Annotated in this window: 10 protein-coding genes; all 10 read left to right on the forward strand. The window is 76.0% G+C overall.

From position 1 onward, the window contains the following. Window positions 1-59 precede the first annotated feature (59 nt). Window positions 60-602, forward strand: a complete 543-nt coding sequence (locus ACWERV_RS14865) for a LuxR C-terminal-related transcriptional regulator (RefSeq protein ID WP_452932878.1) — start codon at window positions 60-62, stop codon at window positions 600-602. 348 nt (window positions 603-950) lie between these two features. Then, complete coding sequence (locus ACWERV_RS14870) at window positions 951-1,589, forward strand: antibiotic biosynthesis monooxygenase (RefSeq protein WP_452932880.1); 639 nt, start codon at window positions 951-953, stop codon at window positions 1,587-1,589. After that, window positions 1,586-1,918 (forward strand): antibiotic biosynthesis monooxygenase family protein, encoded by a 333-nt coding sequence (locus tag ACWERV_RS14875; RefSeq protein ID WP_398174219.1) that lies wholly within the window; start codon window positions 1,586-1,588, stop codon window positions 1,916-1,918. Before ACWERV_RS14870 ends, ACWERV_RS14875 begins: the two co-directional genes overlap by 4 nt. Continuing rightward, entirely contained in the window at window positions 1,915-2,376 is a 462-nt protein-coding gene (locus tag ACWERV_RS14880) for an ester cyclase (RefSeq protein WP_452932881.1), read from the forward strand. Before ACWERV_RS14875 ends, ACWERV_RS14880 begins: the two co-directional genes overlap by 4 nt. Continuing rightward, window positions 2,373-3,305 (forward strand): MBL fold metallo-hydrolase, encoded by a 933-nt coding sequence (locus tag ACWERV_RS14885; protein ID WP_452932883.1) that lies wholly within the window; start codon window positions 2,373-2,375, stop codon window positions 3,303-3,305. Before ACWERV_RS14880 ends, ACWERV_RS14885 begins: the two co-directional genes overlap by 4 nt. Continuing rightward, window positions 3,268-3,714 carry an ester cyclase gene (locus ACWERV_RS14890; RefSeq protein WP_398174210.1) on the forward strand — a complete coding sequence of 149 codons (447 nt, stop codon included), beginning with the start codon at window positions 3,268-3,270 and terminating at the stop codon, window positions 3,712-3,714. Before ACWERV_RS14885 ends, ACWERV_RS14890 begins: the two co-directional genes overlap by 38 nt. A 181-nt stretch (window positions 3,715-3,895) precedes the next feature. After that, window positions 3,896-17,338, forward strand: a complete 13,443-nt coding sequence (locus ACWERV_RS14895; protein ID WP_452932885.1) for an SDR family NAD(P)-dependent oxidoreductase — start codon at window positions 3,896-3,898, stop codon at window positions 17,336-17,338. Then, window positions 17,335-17,643 carry a hypothetical protein gene (locus ACWERV_RS14900; RefSeq protein ID WP_452932887.1) on the forward strand — a complete coding sequence of 103 codons (309 nt, stop codon included), beginning with the start codon at window positions 17,335-17,337 and terminating at the stop codon, window positions 17,641-17,643. The genes ACWERV_RS14895 and ACWERV_RS14900 overlap by 4 nt, the downstream gene beginning before the upstream one ends. Next, on the forward strand, window positions 17,625-19,718 hold the full coding sequence (locus ACWERV_RS14905; protein ID WP_452932889.1) for a type I polyketide synthase: 2,094 nt from the start codon (window positions 17,625-17,627) through the stop codon (window positions 19,716-19,718). Before ACWERV_RS14900 ends, ACWERV_RS14905 begins: the two co-directional genes overlap by 19 nt. A gap of 23 nt (window positions 19,719-19,741) precedes the next feature. Beyond that, window positions 19,742-20,680, forward strand: a complete 939-nt coding sequence (locus ACWERV_RS14910; protein WP_452932891.1) for an AfsA-related hotdog domain-containing protein — start codon at window positions 19,742-19,744, stop codon at window positions 20,678-20,680. Window positions 20,681-20,684: the final 4 nt, after the last annotated feature.

The raw sequence follows: 20,684 nt of genomic DNA on the forward strand, positions 1-20,684 counted from the left end.
GTATCCCGGGCATCGACGTCGTGGTCGAATTCGACACCGAGAGTTACAATCCCAGGCTGTTGCGCGAGCATCGGCCACGCGTCCTGCTGATGGACCTGGACGGCTTCGACACCGAGGACCTGCTCGCCCGGCAACTGGTCAGCCAGACCGACGGGCTGGGCGTCAAGGTCCTCGCCCTGTCCGCGAGCCTGGACGCGGGCACCGCGATCAAGGTCCTGCTGGGCGGCGCCCAGGGCTTCCTGCACAAGGACACCCCCGTGCAGGTCCTGGTCGACGCGATACGCGCCGTCGACCGCGGCGGCGTCGCCCTCGACCCGCAGGTGGCCGGCGAACTGGTCAGCACCCTGCGCTACAACGTCCCCAACGAGACCCCGGCAGGACCGGGCGAAACCGTCAAACTCACCCCGCGGCAGCGGCAGATCCTCGGCCTGATCGGCCACGGACTGACCAACGTCGAGATCGCCGACCAGCTCCAGCTGGGCAGACCCACCGTGAAGACGCACATCTCCTCGCTGCTGCGCGCGCTGGACCTGCGCGACCGTACGCAACTGGCGGTGTACGCCTGCACGCACGGATTCCGGGCGCACGCGGCGGTGTCCTGACCGGCCCGCCCGCCGTCCCACCACCGCACCACCGTCTCCACCGTCCCACCGCTCCACCCCGTCCCACCCGGGCCGCCCCGGCGGCCGGTGCCCCGTGCGCCGGCCGCCGGGGCGGACCCGTGTCCGCCGCCCGGCTCGCGGGTTTCCCGCATCCGTACGGCGGAATTCCCGCAGGATCTTCGCGGCAGAATTCCGATGCGGAAAGCGCGGCCCGACGGCGACGATTTCCTCATGAGTGATTCACGGGTAGGCCGGATCCGCGCCGAGGAAATAGAGCCCTATCGGGCGCGCGGCGGCCAGTTGCGCATGGTGCTCCACCCGGGTTCGGTGGGAAGCAGGTCCGGTTACATGGGAACTGCGATCCTCCGTCCCGGCGAGCATGTGGTGGAGCATTTCCACCCCTACGGCGAGGAGTTCCTCTACAACATCACCGGCGATCTCCAGCTGGAGGTCGAGGGCGAGAAATGGGCCGTCGGCCCCGGCGAGGGAATCTACGTCCCCATCGGGAAGCGGCACCGGCTGCGGAACGTCGGCAGCACCGAGTCGCTGACCGTCTACCACATCGGCCCGCTCGCCCCGGACCCGTCGCTCGCCCACATCGACACCGAGGTGCTGGGCGCGGAGGAGTCCGGGACGGACGACGCCGCCGCGGGCACCGCCCGCGTGCTGTTCGGCATGAAGGTCGCCGAGGACCGCCGCGAGGACTTCCTCGCCGCCTACGAGAAGGTCCGCTTCAGCGTCGCCGCGACCCGGGGCCACCTGCGCGACCAGATCTGCCAGGCGCCGGACGACCCGTCGCGCTGGCTCATCGTGAGCGAGTGGACGTCGCTGGCCGACTTCTTCGCCTGGGAGAAGTCCGAGGAGCACAAGGAGCTGGTCCGGCCGATGCGCGCCTGCTACTCCGACCCGGAGTTCCACAGCTACACCGTCGTCGCCGAGACGCTGGGCACGACGGGCGCGGCGACGGGGGCGGGGGTGCGGCCGTGAGCACCATCTCCGCCGAGGACCGGCTCATGACGTACATCAACGTCTTCCACTGCACGCCGGACAAGCAGCAGGAGCTGTCCGCCGCGATCCGCCGGGAGACCGAGGACATCGTCCGGCACATGCCCGGCTTCGTCTCCGCGAACCTGCACTGCTCCGTGGACGGCACCCGCGTCACCAACTACGCCCAGTGGAGCACCCTGGCCGCCTTCCAGGAGCACATCCGCAGCGAGGCCGGCCGCGCCCTCATCACCGAGCTGCACAAGTACGCCGACAACGTGGACGTCCACGTCTACCAGGTCGACTGGATCATGTCCGGCGAAGGGAAATGACGACCATGAAAACCGCCCGCGAGCTGTGGGAGGCCGTCTACCGGGCGGTCGAGGAGGTCAACGGCTTCCTGCTGTACGAGCTGTGCGACGGCGAGGTGGAGATCCGCACCGCCAGCCAGGAGACCAAGGGCGCCAAGCGGCTCGGCGACATGTTCGCCCAGCAGCGCGGCCTCTACGAGGAGCTGGAGCACAAGGTCGACAGCCTCGTGGAGTCCGGCGACGGCACCGCGCTCGCCGTCGAGCTGACCCTCACCGGCATCCCCAAGGGCACCGACACCCGGCTGACCTGGAACGTCATGGAGATCATCCGCGCCGACGCGGGCCGCATCGTGTCCTGGCACGCGATGCTCGACCGCACCGGACTCATCCAGCAGATCCAGCAGCTGCACGCGGCCAAGGCCGGTAACGCCGGTGAGGCCGGGAAGAGCGGCGGGTCCGGCGCGTCCTGGAAGGCGTGACCGCGGTGCCGGCCGGGACACCGGGGGCCGCGCTGGAGGCCATCCCGCAGGTCCGGGAGGTCGAGGTCGCCGACGGCGTGGTCGCCCTCGTCAACGGTGACGGCGGCGCGGGCCAGTCCAACAGCGTGCTGCTGCTCGGCGAGCCCGTCACCGTCGTCGACACCATGCTGCTGCCGGAGATGGCCGCCGCCATCCCCGCCGCGCTGGAGCGCCGCGGCCGCCGCGCCGGGCTCGTCGTCAACACCCACATCCACACCGACCACATCGGCGGCAACCTGCTCTTCGACGACGTGCCGATCGTCGCCCACCCGCGCACGGTGGCCGGCATGCGCAAGATGATCGGCGAACGCGGCCTGCCCGCGCTGCTCGCGAAGGTCATGCCCGGTTTCGCGACCCGGCTCGCCGACTGGGACAGCGTCGCCGCCGAGCCCGTACCGCCCGACGGCATCGAACGCGCCCTGCCCTCGGGGGCGAAGGTGCTGGAGTTCACCGACACCCACTCGGCGGCCGACCTCGCGGTGTGGCTGCCCGCGCAGAAGGTCCTGGTCAGCGGTGACCTGTGCTTCTCCGGGGTCACCCCGCTCGCGGTGCACGGCCGCGTGAGCCGCTGGCGTACGGCCCTGGACCGGCTCGTCGCGCTGGAGCCCACGGTCGTCGTCCCCGGGCACGGCAGCCCCGCCGGGATCGGCGTCCTGCACGACCTCGCCGACTACTTCGACCGGGTGCTGGCCGCCGCGCGGCTGGCACACGCCGCAGAACTGCCCGCGGAGGAGGTCTGGTCGTCCTTCGACCCGGGCCCCGCGGCGGGCTGGCTCGAACCCGAACGAACCCTCGTGAACATCCAGGTAGCCCTTGCCGAGATGACCGGCAAGCCATTCGAAGGAGAACACCGTGTCCGACAAGGTCAACATTCGCCGCATTCTCACTGAGGCGTTCTCGAAGGGCGACACCGAGGTCCTGGACGAGCTGATGACCGAGGACTTCGTCAACCACAACGCGCCTCCCGGAATGGACACCAGCCGCGAGGGCGTGAAGTCCGTCATCAAGATCGAGCGGCAGGGCTTCCCCGACCTCAAGGCCGAGATCATCCGCGACTTCGAGGACGGCGAGTACGTCATCCAGCACGTCAAGCTCACCGGCACCCACAAGGGCCTGGTCTTCGGCGCCGAGCCGACCGGCCGGGTCATCAGCTGGAACGAGATCCACATCGCGAAGGTCCGCGACGGCAGGGTCAGCGACCACTGGGCCTGCAACGACCTGCACGTCCTGATGATCCAGCTGGGCCAGATCGCCCCGCCGGACACCTCCGCCTTCCGCCGGGAGAACGCCGGCGCCTGACCCGTCCGGGCCCCGGGCCGCGTCGGACTCCGGGCCGTGTCGGACTCCGGGCCGTGTCGGACGCCGGGCCGCTGCGGCTGCCCGACCGGCTCGGGCTCCTGACCGGCTCGGGCTCCCGACCGGTCCCGGTTTCCGACCGGCCCCCGCGTCCCCCTCCGGGACTTCGTCGAGGAGATGCATCATGACTGACGGGTTCGCGATCATCGGACTGGCCGCACGGCTGCCCCGGGCGGACGATCCGGCCGGGCTGTGGCGGCTGCTGCGCTCGGGCGGCGACGCGGTCACCGACCCGCCACCGGGGCGTACGGCCACCCGGCGGGGCGCGTTCCTCGACGACGTCCCGGGGGAGGCGGGCGCTCCTCCGGTTCCGGCCGTCCACGCCTTCGACCCGGGCTTCTTCGGGATCTTCCCGCGCGAGGCCGCGGCCATGGACCCGCATCAGCGGCTCGTCCTGGAGCTGGGCTGGGAGGCGCTGGAGCGCGCCGGGCTCACCGCCGAACGCCTCGCCGGCACCCACACCGGCGTGTTCGTGTCCGCACCGGCCGAGGCCGCGCCCCCCACCGCGCCCGACCACTACACCTTCACCGGCCGCCAGCGCAGCATGATCGCCAACCGGCTCTCGTACGCGCTCGGTCTGCACGGACCCAGCCTCACCGTCGACACCGGGCAGTCCTCGTCGCTCGTCGCCGTGCACCTGGCGGTGCAGTCGCTGCGCAGCGGCGAGTGCGACCTCGCGATCGCGGGCGGCGCCGCGCTCATGCTCGCGCCCGACGCGCACGTGGGCCTCGCCGAGATGGGCGTGCTGTCGCCCGACGCCCGCTGCCACGTCTTCGACCGCCGTGCCAACGGCTTCGTCCGTGGCGAGGGCGGCGGCCTCGTCGTCCTCAAACGCCTCGCCGACGCGCTCGCGGACGGCGACCGCATCGCCGCCGTCGTCGCGGGCAGCGCCGTCAACAACGACGGCCGCACGAACGGACTTACGGCCCCCAGCGCGGCCGCCCAGCAGGAACTCCTCACCCGCGCCTACCGGCAGGCCGGGATCGACCCCGGCGCCGTCCACTACGTCGAACTCCACGGCACCGGAACCGCGGTGGGCGACCCCGTCGAGGCCACCGCCCTCGGCGGCGCCCTCGGCACCGCCCCGACCCGCACCGCGCCGCTGCTCGTCGGCTCGGTCAAGACCAACATCGGCCACCTCGACACCGCCGCCGGCATCGCGGGCCTGCTCAAGACCGTCCTCAGCCTCCAGCACCGCGAACTGCCCGCGAGCCTGCACTTCACCGAGCCCAACCCCGCGATCGACCTCGACGGCCTCAACCTGCGCGTCAACGCCGCCCCCCGCCCCTGGCCGTCCGGCGGCCCCGCCCTCGCGGGCGTCAGCTCCTTCGGCCTCGGCGGCACGAACTGCCACGTCGTCCTCACCGAGGCACCGCCGCAGCCGGCCCCCGCACGCCCCGCCCCACGCCCCACCGCGCGCCCCGAGGTGATCCCGTGGGTGCTCTCGGCCAAGACCCCGGGCGCCCTGCGCGCCCAGGCCCGCCGCCTGCTCGCCCACGCCCAGACGCACGACCCCCTGGACACCGGCCACTCCCTCGCCACCACCCGCACGCTCTTCCCCGTCCGGGCGGTGGTGCTCGGCCACGACACCGCCGAACTGGCGGTAGGGCTGGAGCGGTTGGCCACGTCGCAGGACCCGGCCGGGGTCTACGGCGAAGGTCCGTACGCCGCCGCTGCCTTCGTCGCCGGTGAGGACACGGACTGGGCCGCCGTCTTCGCGGACACGGGCGCGCGAGCGGTGGAGCTGCCGACGTACGCGTTCGAGCGCGGGGCGTACGGGGTGCCGTCCGCCGGGTCGGCGGGGGAGGGGGCCCGCGATGCCTCGGGGCCCACGGCGGACGGCGCCGATCCGTCACGGCGTGACCTGGCGCCCGCGGCCGGCGACGGCCTGCTCGGCGTCGTACGGGCCGAGGTCGCGGCGCAGTTGGGGCACGCGGACGCCAACGCGGTGCCGCGCGACCGGAGTTTCAAGGACCTCGGCTTTGGCTCGCTCGCCCTCGTCGAACTCACCGAGCGGCTCACCGACGCGCTCGGCCGCCAGGTGGACGCGACGGAGCCCTTCGACCACCCGACGCCCGCCGCGCTCGCGGCACGCCTGGCGGAGACGGCGGCGGAGGAGGCAGCGGACGGCGCGGGCGGCGGGCGGGCCGACACCCGTACGCCAGAGGCCGGTTCGGGGCCGGGCGTTCGCGCCGCCTCCGCCGGGGACGGCCCCGCGCCCGGGTCGGAGGACGGCGACGCCGTCGCCATCGTCGGGATCGGATGCCGCTACCCGGGCGGGATCACGTCCGCCGCCGACCTGTGGGAGGTCGCTGCGGGCGGCCGGGACGTCATCTCGGGCTTCCCCACCGACCGCGGCTGGGACCTGGCGCGGCTGTACGACCCGGACCCGGACCGTACCGGGACCACGTACGTCCGCGAGGGCGGCTTCCTCGACGACGTCGCCGGGTTCGACGCGGGCTTCTTCGGGATCAGCCCGAGCGAGGCCCTCGCGATGGACCCGCAGCAGCGGCTGCTGCTCGAAGTCACGTGGGAGGCGCTGGAGAACGCGGGCCTGGACCCGAACGCGCTCGCCGGGACCCGTACCGGCGCCTTCGTCGGGATGTACGGCTGGGACTCCGCCGAATCCGTCGAGGGCTACCGCATCACCGGCGGCCTCTCGGCCGTCGCCTCCGGCCGGCTCGCGTACGCGCTCGGGCTGGAGGGCCCCGCGGTGACCCTCGACACCGCGTGCTCGTCCTCGCTCGTCGCCCTGCACCTGGCGTGCCGCTCGCTGCGCGCGGGCGAGACCGACCTCGTCCTCGCGGGCGGTGCGACCGTGATGTCCACCCCCCGGGTCTTCCTCGAATTCGCCCGCCAGCGCGGCCTGTCGCCGGACGCCCGCTGCAAGTCCTTCGCGGCCGCCGCGGACGGCACGGCCTGGGCGGAGGGCGTCGGCGTCGTCGTCCTGGAACGCCTGGCCGACGCGCGGCGCAACGGCCACCCGGTGCTCGCCCTCGTCCGCGGCACAGCGATGAACCAGGACGGCGCCTCCAACGGCCTGACCGCCCCCAACGGCCCCTCCCAGCAACGCGTCATCCGCGCCGCCCTGGCCGACGCCGAACTGTCCCCGGCGGACGTGGACGTCGTCGAGGCCCACGGCACGGGCACCGCCCTCGGCGACCCCATCGAGGCGCACGCCCTGCTCGCCACGTACGGCAGGGACCGCCCGCGCGGCAGGGCGCTGCTGCTCGGCTCCCTGAAGTCCAACATCGGCCACGCGCAGGCCGCCGCGGGCCTGGCGGGCGTGATCAAGATGGTCGCGGCGCTGCGGGAGGGCGTGGTGCCGCCCACCCTCCACGTCGACGCCCCCAGCCCCCACATCGACTGGTCCTCCGGCGCGGTCCGCCTCGCCACCCGCACCGAACCCTGGCCTGCCACCGCCCGCCCCCGCCGCGCCGCGGTCTCCTCCTTCGGCATCTCCGGCACGAACGCCCACGTCATCCTCGAACAGGCCCCTGCGGTGGCTGCGTTGCAGCCGGGCGGAGAGGCGGGGGCGACCCCGTGGCCCGCACTCCCGTGGGTCCTCTCGGCGAAGACCCCGGAAGCCCTGCGGGCCCAGGCGTCCCGCCTGCTGGCGCATGTGTCGGCCGATGGAACCGGGGCCGCGGGGGACGGCGACCGGGGTTCGGCCGCGGCGGACACCGGGGCTGCTGCCGGGGCGCCCGGTGCCGGGGCCGCAGGTGGCACCGGCACCGGCTCCGTCGCGGGGGGCGGCGCCGCCGACATCGGGCGCTCCCTCCTCGCCACGCGCTCCCGCTTCGCGCACCGCGCGGTCGTCGTCGGGGACAGCTCCGCCGAGCTGGCCGCGGGGCTCGGCGCGCTCGCCGCCGGGCTCCCGGCCGGGAACGTCGTCCGCGGGGAGGCGGACGAGGAGCCGGGACGGACCGCCTTCGTCTTTCCCGGCCAGGGCGGGCAGTGGCTCGCGATGGCGGCCGAACTCCTCGACTCCGCACCGGTCTTCGCCGCGCACATGGCGCGGTGCGCGGCCGTGATCGACCCGCTCGTGGACTGGTCGCTGCTGGACACCGTCCGGGACGGCGCGGACGGCGGGTGGCTGGAGCGGGCCGACGTCGTACCGCCCGCGCTGTTCGCGGTGATGGTGTCGCTGGCCGAGCTGTGGCGCTCGCTCGGTGTGCTGCCGGACGCCGTCGTCGGGTCGTCGCAGGGGGAGATCGCCGCCGCGTACGTCGCCGGCGCGCTGACGCTGGAGGACGCGGGGCGGCTCGTCGTGACCCGCTCGCGGCTGCTCGCCGAGGGGCTCACCGGGGCCATCGCCTCGGTCGGCGCCCCGGCGGCCGAGGTCGCCCGGCGGCTCGCCCCCGGGCTCACCATCGCGGGCGTCAACGGCCCGAACGGCACGACCGTCGCCGGGCCCGAGGACGCGCTGGAGGCGTTCGTCGCGGAGCTGCGGGCGGCGGGTGTGCCCGCGCGGGCGGTCGCCTCGATCGCCTCGCACTCGCCGCTCGTCGCCCCGCTGGAGCCGCGCTTCGCCGAGCTGCTGGACTTCGTACGACCTCACCGCGGCACGGTGCCGCTGTATTCGTCGGTGACGGGCGTGGTCGCGGCGGGCGAGGAGCTGACGGCCGCGTACTGGTACCGCAACTGCCGCGAACCGGTGGCCTTCCAGGCCGCCGTCGAGGCGCTGCTCGCCGACGGCTTCACGCACTTCGTGGAGTGCTCGCCGCACCCGTCGCTGGCGATGCACATCGAGCAGACCGCCGAACAGGCCTCCCGCACGGTCACGGTGACCGGCTCGCTGCGCCGCCGCGAGGGCGGCCCCGCGCGCTTCCTGGCCTCCGCCGCCGAACGGTACGTGCGCGGCGGCGCGGTGGCGTGGGAGCCGGTGTTCGGGCCGGCGGCCCGCCGCGTCCCGCTCCCGACGTACGCCTTCACGCACAAGCGGTACTGGCTGGAACCGCGCCCGCCCCTCGACGCGGCCGGCCTCGGACTGACCCCGGCCGAACACCCGTTGGTCGCCGCCGTCGCCGAAGTGCCCGCCTCCGGTGCCGTGTTGCTGACCGGACGGATCGCCCTGGCCACGCACTCCTGGCTCGCCGACCACGCGGTGTCCGGCGCCCCGCTCCTCCCGGCGACCGCCTTCCTCGACCTGGCGCTGCGCGCCGCCGCGCAGACCGGCCGTCCGGGCGTCGCCGACCTGGTGGTGCAGGCCCCGCTCGTCCTCCCGGCCGAGGGCGCGGTCGCCGTCCGCGTGACGGCGGAGGACGACGGCACGCTGACGGTGCACTCCCGCGCGGAGGACGCTGACGACAGCGGGTGGGTGACGCACGCGCACGGTGAACTGACCGCCGAGGGCGCCGCGTCGGAGCCCCCGCCGCCCCCCGCCGCCTGGCCCCCCGCCGGGGCGGAGCCTCTCGACCTCGCGGACGCGTACGAGCGGCTCGCCGCCCGCGGCTACGGCTACGGGCCCGTCTTCCGCGGCCTGCGCGGGCTGTGGCGGCACGGCGAGCAGGTCCTCGCGGAGGTCGCGCTGCCCGACGGGACCGACGCCGACCGTTTCGGGCTGCACCCCGCGCTGCTGGACGCCGCGCTGCACGCCGTGCTGCTCACCGTCGCGGACGAGGGTCTCGCGCTGCCCTTCTCATGGGGCGGTGTGCGGCTGCACGCGTCGGGCGCGAGCGCGCTGCGGGTCGTCGTCACGCCGGGCGCGGGCCCGGACGAGATCGCGCTCGCGGCGTACGACCCCGCCGGGCACCCCGTCCTCACCGCCGGCTCCCTCGTCCTGCGCCGCCTCACGCCCGAGCAGCGGTCCGCCGTCACGCGCGCCGGGCGCCGCGCCGCGCACCGCCTCCTGGAACTGACCTGGCCGGAGCGGGAGCGGCCGAGCGCCGTGCTCGTGACGGTCGCCGCGTGGGAGGACGTGGACCGCGCGGCGCCCCTCCCGGACGTGGTGGTCCTCGACGCCACGCCCGAGCCGTACGCCCCCGGTCCCGGCGTCGTCGCCGCCGCGCACACCGCCACCCACCGCGTCCTCGCCGCCCTCCAGGACTGGCTCGCCGACGCGCGCACGGCCGCCTGCACCCTGCTGGTCACCACCCGCACCACGGCCCGGTCCGCCGACCCGGCCGACCCGGCTTCCGCCGCCGTCCACGGCCTGGTCCGGGCGGCCCAGGCGGAGGCCCCCGGCCGTATCGTCCTGGTCTCCGCCGAACCCTCCGCCGACCTGGACGTCGCATCCCTGCTGGCCACGGGCGAACCGGAAGTGGCCGTCCGGGCGGGGACGCTGCGGGTGCCGCGCCTGGCACCCGTACGCGAACCTGCCGCGGCGACGACCGACGCGGCCGGCCCCGACCTCGGTGGCGCCGTCCTCATCACCGGGGGGACCGGCGGACTCGGGTCCGCGCTCGCCCGGCATCTCGTGCAGCGGCACGGTGTGCGGCGGCTCGTCCTCGCGTCCCGGCGCGGGGCGGAGGCGCCCGGCGCGGTCGAACTCGCCGCCGAACTCGACGAGATGGGCGCGACGGTCCGCATCGTGCGGTGCGACGTCACGGACGCCGACGCCGTCGCCGCCGTCGTGACGCCCGACATCGGGACGGTCGTGCACACCGCGGGCGTGCTGGACGACGGCGTACTGGACGCCATGACGCCCGCGCGGCTGGACGCCGTGCTGCGCCCCAAGGCGGACGCCGCCTGGCACCTGCACGAGGCCACCGCCCGCACCGGCGCGGCCCTCGTCCTCTTCTCCTCCGTGCTCGGCCTCACCGGCGGCCCCGGCCAGGCCAACTACGCCGCCGCCAACGCCTTCCTGGACGCCCTCGCCGCCCTCCGGCACAGCAGCGGACTGCCCACGCTCGCGATCGGATGGGGGCCGTGGGACCGCGCCGCCGGGATGACCGAGCAACTGCGGGACGCGGACATCGCCCGGCTCCGCCGCCGCGGACTCGTCGAACTCCCCGTCGAGGCGGGCCTGTCGCTCTTCGACGCCGCGCTCGCGCAGCACCGCCCCTACGTCGCCGGTCTCGTCGCCGACCGGACCGCCCTCCAGGAATCCGCCGCGGGAGGCGAACTCCCCGCCGTCCTGCGGGACATCGCGCCCGCCCGTCCCGTCTCCGCGGCCCCGCCCGCCGGGCCCGCCACCGACCTGCTCGCCCTCACCCGCACCGAGGCGGCCCGGCTGCTCGGCCGGGACGGCGGGGCCGGGCAGATCGACCCGGACCGCAACTTCCGCGACCTCGGCTTCGATTCGCTGCTCTCCGTCGAACTGCGCAACCGGCTCAAGGCCGCCACCGGCATCCCGCTGCCCGCAGGGGTGGTCTTCGACCACCCCACACCGTCCGCGCTCGCGGACTACCTGCGCGACCGCACCACCGGGCGGTCCGCGCCCGCGCCCGGGTCCGCGCCAGGGTCCGCGCCGGTCAGGCGCACGGACGCCGACGCCGAGGCCGACCCGATCGTCGTCGTCGGCATGAGCTGCCGCTTCCCCGGCGGCATCGACTCACCGGAACAGCTGTGGGAGGCCGTCGCCGCCGGCCGCGACGTCATCGGCCCCCTCCCCGCCGACCGCGGCTGGGACACCGCACAACTCCCCGCCACCCAGGGCGGCTTCCTCGCCGACGCGAGCGCCTTCGACGCCGACTTCTTCGGCATCAACGCGCACGAGGCCGCCGCGATGGACCCGCAGCAGCGCCTGCTGCTGGAAGTGAGCTGGGAGGCCGTCGAACGCGCGGGCATCGCACCGGACACCCTCGCGGGCAGCCGCACCGGCGTCTTCGCCGGGATCATGGCCCAGGAGTACGGCGCGGGCGCGGACGACGCGGCCGCGGGCGTCGAGGGCTACCGCCTCATCGGCAGCCAGGGCAGCGTCGCCTCCGGCCGGGTCGCGTACGCGCTCGGCCTGGAGGGACCCGCCGTCACCGTGGACACGGCGTGCTCGTCGTCGCTGGTCGCGCTGCACCTCGCGGCCCGCTCGCTCACGTCGGGGGAGTGCGACCTCGCGCTCGCCGGGGCCGTGACCGTGATGGCCACCCCCCGCGTCTTCCTGGACTTCGCCAAGCAGGGCGGGCTCGGCGCGGACGGCCGCTGCAAATCCTTCGGCGAAGCCGCGGACGGCACCGGGTGGAGCGAGGGCGCGGGCGTCCTCGTCCTCGAACGCGCCTCCCGCGCACGGGAGTCCGGCCACCGCGTGCTGGCGGTGCTGCGCGGCAGCGCGGTCAACCAGGACGGCGCGTCCAACGGCCTGACCGCCCCCAACGGCCCCTCCCAGCAACGCGTCATCCGCGCCGCCCTCGCCGACGCGGGCCTCGCGGCAGCCGACGTGGACGCCGTCGAGGCGCACGGCACCGGCACGGTGCTCGGCGACCCGATCGAGGCGGAAGCGCTCCTCGCGACGTACGGCCAGGACCGCCCCGCCCACCGGCCGCTGCACCTCGGCTCGGTGAAGTCCAACCTCGGCCACACGCAGGCCGCGGCGGGCATGGCAGGCGTCATCAAGATGATCGCGGCCCTGCGCCACGGCGTCCTCCCCCCCACCCTGCACGCCGACCCCCCGACCTCCGCCGTCGACTGGTCCACGGGCGCGGTGACCCTCACCACAACCCGCACCCCCTGGCCCCCGACCCCCCACCCCCGCCGCGCCGCCGTCTCCGCCTTCGGCATCTCCGGCACGAACGCCCACGTGATCCTGGAACAGGCCCCGGCGGGGGCGGAGGCGGTGCCGTCGGGGGCCGAGCCGGTGCCGCTGGGCGCCGGGACGATCCCGGCGGCTTCCGGGGCTGTCCCGGTGGGTGCCGAGCCGACGCCGTCGGCTGCCGAGCCGTTCCCGGCGGTTTCCGGGGCGGAGCCCTCGGCGGGTGGTGCCGCCGGGCTGGCGTCCGTGCAGGCCGAGTCCTGGCGGCCTGGAGCCTCGGCGGCGAGTGGTGTCGGGCCGTCCGTTGCCCCCCGGGCCGTCGCGGCGGCCGGGGCGGAGCCCTCGGCGGGTGGTGGCGCCGACGTGCCGCGTGAGGCGGCATCCGGGGCGCCGGGTGCCGGTTCCGAGCAGGCGGACTCCTCGGCGGCCGGCGTCGGCACCTCGCACGCGTCGGCGCGCGCCCAAGCGCCTGCGGAGGCGGAGCCCTCGGCGGGTGGTGCCGCCGGGCTGGCGCCCGTGCAGGCCGAGTCCGGGCGGCAGCCTGGAGCCTCCGCGGCCAGCGGTGACGTGCCGCCTTCCGCCGTCCGGGCCCCCGGGGTGGGAGCCCAGCGGGCCGGGTGGCCGGTCGTTCCGTGGGTGCTGTCCGCCCGCAGTGAGCGGGCCCTGCGCGGGCAGGCGGCGCGGCTGCTGGAGCACGTGGGGGAGCGCGAGGGGCTCGACCCCGCGGGCGTGGCCGCCTCGCTCGTCGCGACCCGGGCGCGCCTCCCGTACCGGGCCGTCCTCACGGGTGCCGACCGCGAGGAACTCCTCCTCAAGCTGGCCGCGTTCGGTGAGAGCGAGCCGTCCGAGCGGCAGCGCGCCAGTGGACCGCTGGTCTTCCTCTTCCCGGGGCACGGCAGCCAGTACGCCGGGATGGGGGCGAGCCTGCACGCCGAGTTCCCGGTGTTCGCCGCCGCGTTGGACGAGGTCGTGGCGGCTCTCGACGCCAACCTCGAACGCCCCCTCGCCGAGTTGCTGTTCGCCGCGAAGGGCACGCCCGAGGCGGGCATGCTCCAGGACCGGACGGAATTCACGCAGCCCGCGCTCTTCGCGGTCGAGGTCGCGCTCTTCCGGCTCGTCGAGTCCTTCGGGCTGCGCCCGGACTACCTTCTCGGCCACTCCTTCGGCGAGTTGGCGGCGGCGCACGTCGCGGGCATCCTGACGCTGCCGGACGCCGCGCGGCTGATCACCGCGCGGGGGCGGTCGATGGCGGCGCTGCCGCCCGGTGTGATGGTGCAGATCCAGGCGGGCGCCGACGAGATCGAGCCCACGCTGGTGCCCGGCGTGTCGATCGCGGCGCTCAACGCGCCGACCGCCACGGTCGTCTCGGGCACCCCGGAGGCCGTGGAGCGGGTCGTCGCGGTGTGGCGGGAGCGCGGCAGGCGCTCCATCAAGCTGCGCAACCGGCACGCCTTCCACTCCGCCGAACTCGACGGCCGGCTCGGCGAGTACGCCGCCGTCGCGGCGGACATCACGTACCACCCGCCGACGATCCCCCTGATGTCGAACGTCACGGGCGCGCCCGCGCGGGAGGACGACCTGCGGTCCGCCGACTACTGGATGCGGCATGCGCGCGGCGCCGTACGGTTCCTGCCGTGCGTCACCGCGCTCGCGGAAACCGGCGCACGCACCTTCGTCGAGATCGGGCCCGGCCGGGCGCTCACCACGCTCACCGCGCAGAGCGCCCCGACCCCCGTGACGGGCGTCTCGCTGCTGCGCCGCGACCTGCCCGAACTCGCCACGCTGCTGCCCGCGCTCGGCGAACTCACCGGGCTCGGGCTGCCGGTGGACTGGCGGGCCGTGCTGGGCGCGCCGCCCGCCGGGCCGCTGCCCGAGCTGCCCACCTACGCCTTCGACCGGCGGCGCTACTGGCTGCGGGCCGAACCCGCGTCCTCCTCCGGGCCGGGGTTCACCGCGGCCGGGCACCCCGTGCTGACCGCCCGTATGGACCTGCCCGCGGACGGCACCGCCGTCCTCACCGGCACGGTGTCCCGCACCGCGCCCGGCTGGCTCGGCGACCACGCGGTGGGCGGCGAAGTCCTGGCCCCCGCCGCCCTGTTCGCGGAACTCGCCCTGCACGCGGCCACGGCCGTGGGCGCCCCGCCCGCCCTGCGAGAGCTGCTCGCGCAGACCCCGCTGACCCTCCCGGCGCAAGGACGGGTGACGCTCCAGGCGGTGGCCCGCCCCTCCGGCGAGGTCGTGCTCTCCGCCCGCGAGGAGTCGCCGGGCGCCCCCTGGACCGTCCACGCGCGGGCCGCGCTCGGCACCCCGGACACCGCGCCGCCGCCCCTGGCCGCCTGGCCGCCCCCGGGCGCCGCGGCGATCGACCCCGAGGCGGCGTACGAGCGCCTCGCCGAGCAGGGCTACGGCTACGGCCCGGCCTTCCGCGGCGTGCGCGCGCTGTGGCGGGACGGCGACGACGTCCTCGCGGAGATCGGAACCGGGACCGGGGCAGGCACCGGATCGGCCGCCGACGCAGCGACCCGAACCGGGTCCGGGTCCGCGACGGGCACCGGCACCGGCACCGCGACCCGCACGGGGGCGGAAGGCGGCACCGGCACCGCGCCCCGAACCGGGACCGCGTCCGGCACCGGCACCGCACCGGACCTCGACACCGCGGGCTACGGCCTCCACCCCGCGCTGCTGGACGCCGCCCTGCACGCCTGGCTCGCCGGTACGGCGCGGGGCGGCACGGACGTCCCCTTCGCGTGGGAGCGGGTGACCCTGCACCGCCCGGGGGCCGCCGCGCTCCGGGTCCGCCTGACCCCGTCCGGGCCCGACGCCATGGCCCTCACGGCGTACGACTCCGAGGGCCGCCCCGTCCTGACGGCCGCCGCGGTACGGCTGCGCCCGGCGGCACCGGCACCGGCACCGGCACCGGCCGCGCCGCTGCTGCGCGCGCTGGCGTGGGAGCCGCTGCCGCCCGTACCCGGCCTGCTGACCGGGCCCGCCCCGGCCCCCGCCCTCGCGTCGGGCTTCGGCGCGGCACTCGTGGCGACGCTCCCCGCGGTCCGTCCCGGCGGCCCCCGCACCGTCCCGGCAGGGGCGACCCCGGCCCCGGCGCGGGCGTCCGGACGCGCCCCGGCCGGCGTCGTGACCCCCGCCCCCGCGCGGCTGTCCGGCTTCGGCGCGGGGGCGGTGCGGACGCCGAGGCCCGCAGGCGGGGAGACCCACCCCGTACGCGGCAGGGCAGCCGCCCCCGCCCCCGCCCCCGCGCGGATCTCCGGCTTCGGCGCCGCCCTCGTCGCCGCACCGCCGCACGGCGCGCAGGCCGCCCCGGCGGCGGTCACCCTCACCCCCTTCGGCCGTGACCTCGCCGTCGTGCGGGCCGTGTCCGCGCCCGGCGCGGACCCCGTCAGCTCGCTGCACGCCCTCACCCGCGGTGTGCTGGCCGCGCTCACCGCGCCCGAGGGGCAGCGGATCGTGGTCGTCACGCGGGGGGCCGTCGCGGTGGACGGGGGCGGGGTCGCGGATCCGGCCGGGGCGGCGGTGTGGGGGATGGTGCGGGCCGCGCAGGCGGAGCAGCCGGGCCGGTTCGTCCTCCTGGACACCGACGTCACCGGGGACGTCGATCCCCGTGCCGTACTCGCCCTCGACGAGGCCGAGGTGGCGATCCGCGCCGGTACGGCCTTCGTGCCGCGCCTCACCGCGCTTCCCACCGACCCGGCGGAGCCCACGGCTGCGCCCGCGCCGGAGCCCCCTTTCGGCCCCGCCTCGACCGTCCTCGTGACCGGCGGCACCGGCCGCCTGGGCTCGCTCTTCGCGCGGCATCTGGTCACGGCGTACGGCGTCCGGCGGCTGGTGCTGGCCGGGCGGCGCGGCCCCGCGGCGCCGGGCGCTGCGGAACTCCGCGCGGAGCTGGGCCACATGGGCGCCGAGGTGGAGATCGTGGCCTGTGACCTGTCCGACCCGGCGGAGGTGGCCGCGCTCGTCACGCCCGGCCTGACGGGCGTCGTGCACGCGGCGGGCGTTGTGGACGACGGCGTGCTCGGATCGCTCACCCCGCAGCGGCTGGCCGCGGTGCTCGCCGCCAAGGCGGACGCCGCATGGCATCTGCACGAGGCGACCCGCGACCTCCCGGGCCTGACCGCCTTCGTGCTCTTCTCCTCCGTCGCCGGCACGCTCGGTGCGCCCGGCCAGGCCAACTACGCGGCCGCGAACGCCTTCCTCGACGGTCTGGCCGCACGGCGCCGGGCCGCGGGGCTGCCCGCGGTGTCCGTCGCGTGGGGGCTGTGGGCGGGTGAACACGGCGGCATGACCGCGCACTTGGGCGACGCCGACCTCGCTCGGCTGCGCGCCCGCGGCCTCGCGCCGATCTCCGAGGCCGCCGGGCTCGCGATGTTCGACGCGGCTCTGACCGCGCCGCACGCCCAGGTCACCGCCGTGGCCCTCACCGCACCCGCCGCTCCCCGCGCAGGGGACGGGGGCGACGACGCGGCCCGCCTCCGCCGCGAACTCGCGGCGCTCGCCCCGGACGACGGCCGACAGCGGCTGCTGGAACTGGTCGGCCGCAGGCTCGCCGCCGTCCTCGGCCACGCCGAGGGCCAGCCGCTCGACCTGGACCGCAACTTCCGCGACCTGGGCGTCGATTCGCTGCAAGCCGTCGAACTCCGCAACGCCCTCACGCCGTTGACGGGCACACCGCTCTCCGCGACCGCGGTCTTCGACCACCCGACGCCCGCGGCCCTCACCGACCACCTCCACCGCATCCTCGTCGCACCGGAGCCCGAACCCGTACCCCACGCGGACCCCACCGCGGACCCCACCGCAGATCCGGCCGCAGATCCGACCGCCGATCCGGCAGCGCAGCCGCACGCCCACCCGAGCCGTAGGGAGTTGATCGAGACCATGGACGTCGAAGCCCTCATCGCCGACGCGCTCGGCGAGGGCGGTGCGCGATGAGCGGCCGCCGTACGCCCGGGGCTGCGGGCACGCCCGACCCGTGGGCCTCCGGCCCGCGCAAGCCCGCCGCCACCCGCCGCACGTCCGCGCGAGGAGCGGACCGGCCCCGCGTCGATCCCGCCCTCTACCGCCGGGACTGGGCCTTCGCCCTGTGGCACATCCTGGTGTCGATGGGCGCCGCCTTCGTCCCGCAACTGCCTGTCCAGGACGAGACGTTCGAGCCGCTCGACTGGCCGGACGACTGGTTCGACGAGTGGTTCGACCCCTACCTCCCCTACGACTCCGGGTGGGGAGACCCGCGATGAGCGAGTACACCGAGGCCCGGCTCGTCAGGGCGCTGCGCGAATCGCTCAAGGAGATCGAGTGGCTGCGCGGCCAGGCCCGCGGTGTCGGTGGCGACGGCGGTGGCGGTGTCGGTGACGACCGGATCGCGATCGTCGGCATCGGCTGCCGCTTCCCCGGCGCCGACTCGGCCGCCGGGCTGTGGGACGTCGTCGTGAACGGCCGCGACGCGATCTCCGGCTTCCCGGACGACCGCGGCTGGGACCTCGACGCCCTCTACCACCCCGACCCGGACCGCCCCGGCACGACGTACGTCCGCGCGGGCGGATTCCTGCCCGGGGCCGCGGACTTCGACGCGGCCTTCTTCGGCATCAGCCGCGCCGAGGCGGTCGCGATGGACCCGCAGCAGCGGCTGCTGCTCGAAGTCGCGTGGGAGGCCTTGGAGGACGCAGGTATCGACCCGCACAGCCTCGCGGGCACCGCGACCGGCGTCCTCGTCGGCCACATGGCCCAGGAGTACGGCCAGGACCTCGTCGAAGTCGGCACCGGCGGCTACCGGTTGACGGGTACGGCGGGCAGCCTGGTCTCTGGCCGGGTGGCGTACGCGCTCGGCCTCGAAGGCCCGGCCCTCACCCTCGACACGGCCTGCTCGTCCTCGCTCGTCGCCGTCCACCTGGCGTGCCGGTCGCTGCGCGCGGGCGAGACCGATCTCGTCCTCGCGGGCGGCGCCACCGTCATGGCCACCCCGCGCGGCTTCGTGGACATGGCCCGGCAGCACGGCCTGGCCGCCGACGGCCGCTGCAAGTCCTTCGCGGCCGCGGCGGACGGCACCGCGTGGGCGGAGGGCGTCGGCGTCCTCGTCCTGGAACGCCTCGCGGACGCCCGCCGCCACGGCCACCGCGTCCTCGCCCTCGTCCGCGGCAGCGCCGTCAACCAGGACGGCGCCTCCAACGGCCTCACCGCCCCCAACGGCCCGGCCCAGCAACGGGTGATCCGCGCCGCCCTCGCCGACGCGGGCCTGGCGCCCGGCGACATCGACGTGGTCGAGGCGCACGGCACCGGCACCGCCCTCGGCGACCCCATCGAGGCACAGGCGCTGCTCGCGACCTACGGGCAGGACCGGCCCGCCGACCGGCCGCTCGTGCTCGGCTCGGTCAAGTCCAACATCGGCCACACGCAGGCCGCCGCGGGTGTCGCGGGCGTCGTCAAGACGGTCGCCGCGCTGCGGTACGGCGTCGTGCCCGCCACCTTGCACGTGGACGCCCCCAGCCCGCACGTCGACTGGACGGCCGGCGCGGTACGTCTCGCGTCCGGCGCGCAGGGCTGGCCGGTCACGGGCCGCCCGCGCCGCGCGGCGGTCTCGGCCTTCGGCATCTCCGGCACGAACGCCCACGTCATCCTCGAACAGGCCCCGCCCGCACCGGAGACGACGCGCCAGGCGCCGCCCGCCGTGCCGTGGGTGCTCTCGGCGAAGACCCCGCAGGCCCTCGCCGCGCACGCCCGGCGGCTGCTCGCCGCCCTCGACGGCGCCGGCGCCGACCCGGTGGACGTCGGCTTCACCCTCCTGCACCGCGCCCGCTTCACCCACCGGGCCGTCGTCCTCGGCACCGACGCCACCGAACTCCTCGCCTCCTTGCGCACGTTGGCCGCCTCACCCGAACCCGGCACGGTCGTCGGCGGCACCCCCCTGCGCGAGCAGGCCGAACGCTTCGCCGCGGGCGGCACCGTCGACTGGGCCCCGCTCTTCGCCGGTACGGGCGCCCGCCGGATCACCCTGCCCCCGTACCCCTTCGCCCGGCAGCGCCACTGGCCCGCGCCCACCACGGCCCGGTCGCAGCCCACTTCGCCGCCCCCGCCCCCGCCCTCACCCTCGCCCGGCGACAGCGTCGAGACGGTACGGGCCGCGCTCGGCGACGTCCTCGGCGAGCACAACACCCTCGGCCTCGACGACGACATCACCGCCCACGGGCTCACCTCCCTCTCCGCGGTGGAGCTGCGCGGCCGCCTCCAGGCCCTGACCGACGCGCGGATCAGCCTGGGCGACATCTTCGACCACCCGACCATCCGCACCCTGGCCCGCTTCCTCGACGCGCACTGAGCGCCCCGCCCCCGGAGGTTCCGATGCCCCACGACCCCGCCGCCGCCCTGAGCTTCGACACCTTCGTCCCGCCCGCGACCGTCAACCGCCGCTCCCCGATCGAGGTGTTCGTCACCGACCACACCCAAGTCGGGCCGGAGGAGTACGCGATCGCCGTACGCGTCGCACCCGGCCACCCGCTGTGGTCGGACCAGGCCGCGCCCTGGCACGACCCCGTCGCGATCATCGAGGCCTTCCGCCAGGCCTTCGTCGTCGTCCGGCACGGCTACCTCGACGTCCTGCGCGGCACCCCCTCCGCCGTCCAGCACCTCACCCTGGACGTACCGGAGTCGGCATCCTTCCACGCCGACGGCGGCACCCCCCTCCAGGGCGTCGTGACCGTACGCGTCACGCCCCGCGACTCCGCCTACGACATCGCGGGCACCTTCGCCGTCGCCGGGGCCCCCGCCATGACGCTCTCCTTCGACAGCGTCCTCTTCCCCCGCGAGTCCTACCGCGAGATCCGCGCCTACCAGCGCACCCGCCGCTTCGCCGACGCCTCCGGCGTACCCGCCGCCCCCGATGCCAAGCCCTTCCCGCCCGAGGCGGTCGGCCGCCGCGACCCCGCCAACGTCGTCATCGCCCCCGCGTCCCCCGACCGCCCCGGCCGCTTCCCCCTGCTCGTCGACCGCACCCACCCCTCCTTCTTCGACCGCGACTACGACCACATCCCCGCGTCCCTGCTCATCGAGGGCATGCGCCAAGCGGCCCTGCACACCGCCGCCGAAGCGGGCCTGCGCGACGGCGAGGCCGTACTCACCGGCGCCGAACTCGACTTCGGCATCTTCGTCGAGATCGACGTCCCCGCCGAATGCGTGGTCTCCGTGACCGGCGAACCCGGCGCGATCACCGCCGCCGTCGGCATCGACCAGGGCGGCGTCCGCGTCGCGAGCGGCACACTCCAGCTCACACAGCCCCGTTGAGACG

This window comes from Streptomyces sp. NPDC004031, from assembly GCF_053604375.1.

Bases quoted from the DNA above. Each gene is read 5' to 3' on its own strand.
- ACWERV_RS14900 (WP_452932887.1), top strand. From the start codon at position 17,335: ATGAGCGGCCGCCGTACGCCCGGGGCTGCGGGCACGCCCGACCCGTGG.
- ACWERV_RS14880 (WP_452932881.1), top strand. From the start codon at position 1,915: ATGACGACCATGAAAACCGCCCGCGAGCTGTGGGAGGCCGTCTACCGG.
- ACWERV_RS14895 (WP_452932885.1), top strand. From the start codon at position 3,896: ATGACTGACGGGTTCGCGATCATCGGACTGGCCGCACGGCTGCCCCGG.
- ACWERV_RS14910 (WP_452932891.1), top strand. From the start codon at position 19,742: ATGCCCCACGACCCCGCCGCCGCCCTGAGCTTCGACACCTTCGTCCCG.
- ACWERV_RS14870 (WP_452932880.1), top strand. From the start codon at position 951: ATGGGAACTGCGATCCTCCGTCCCGGCGAGCATGTGGTGGAGCATTTC.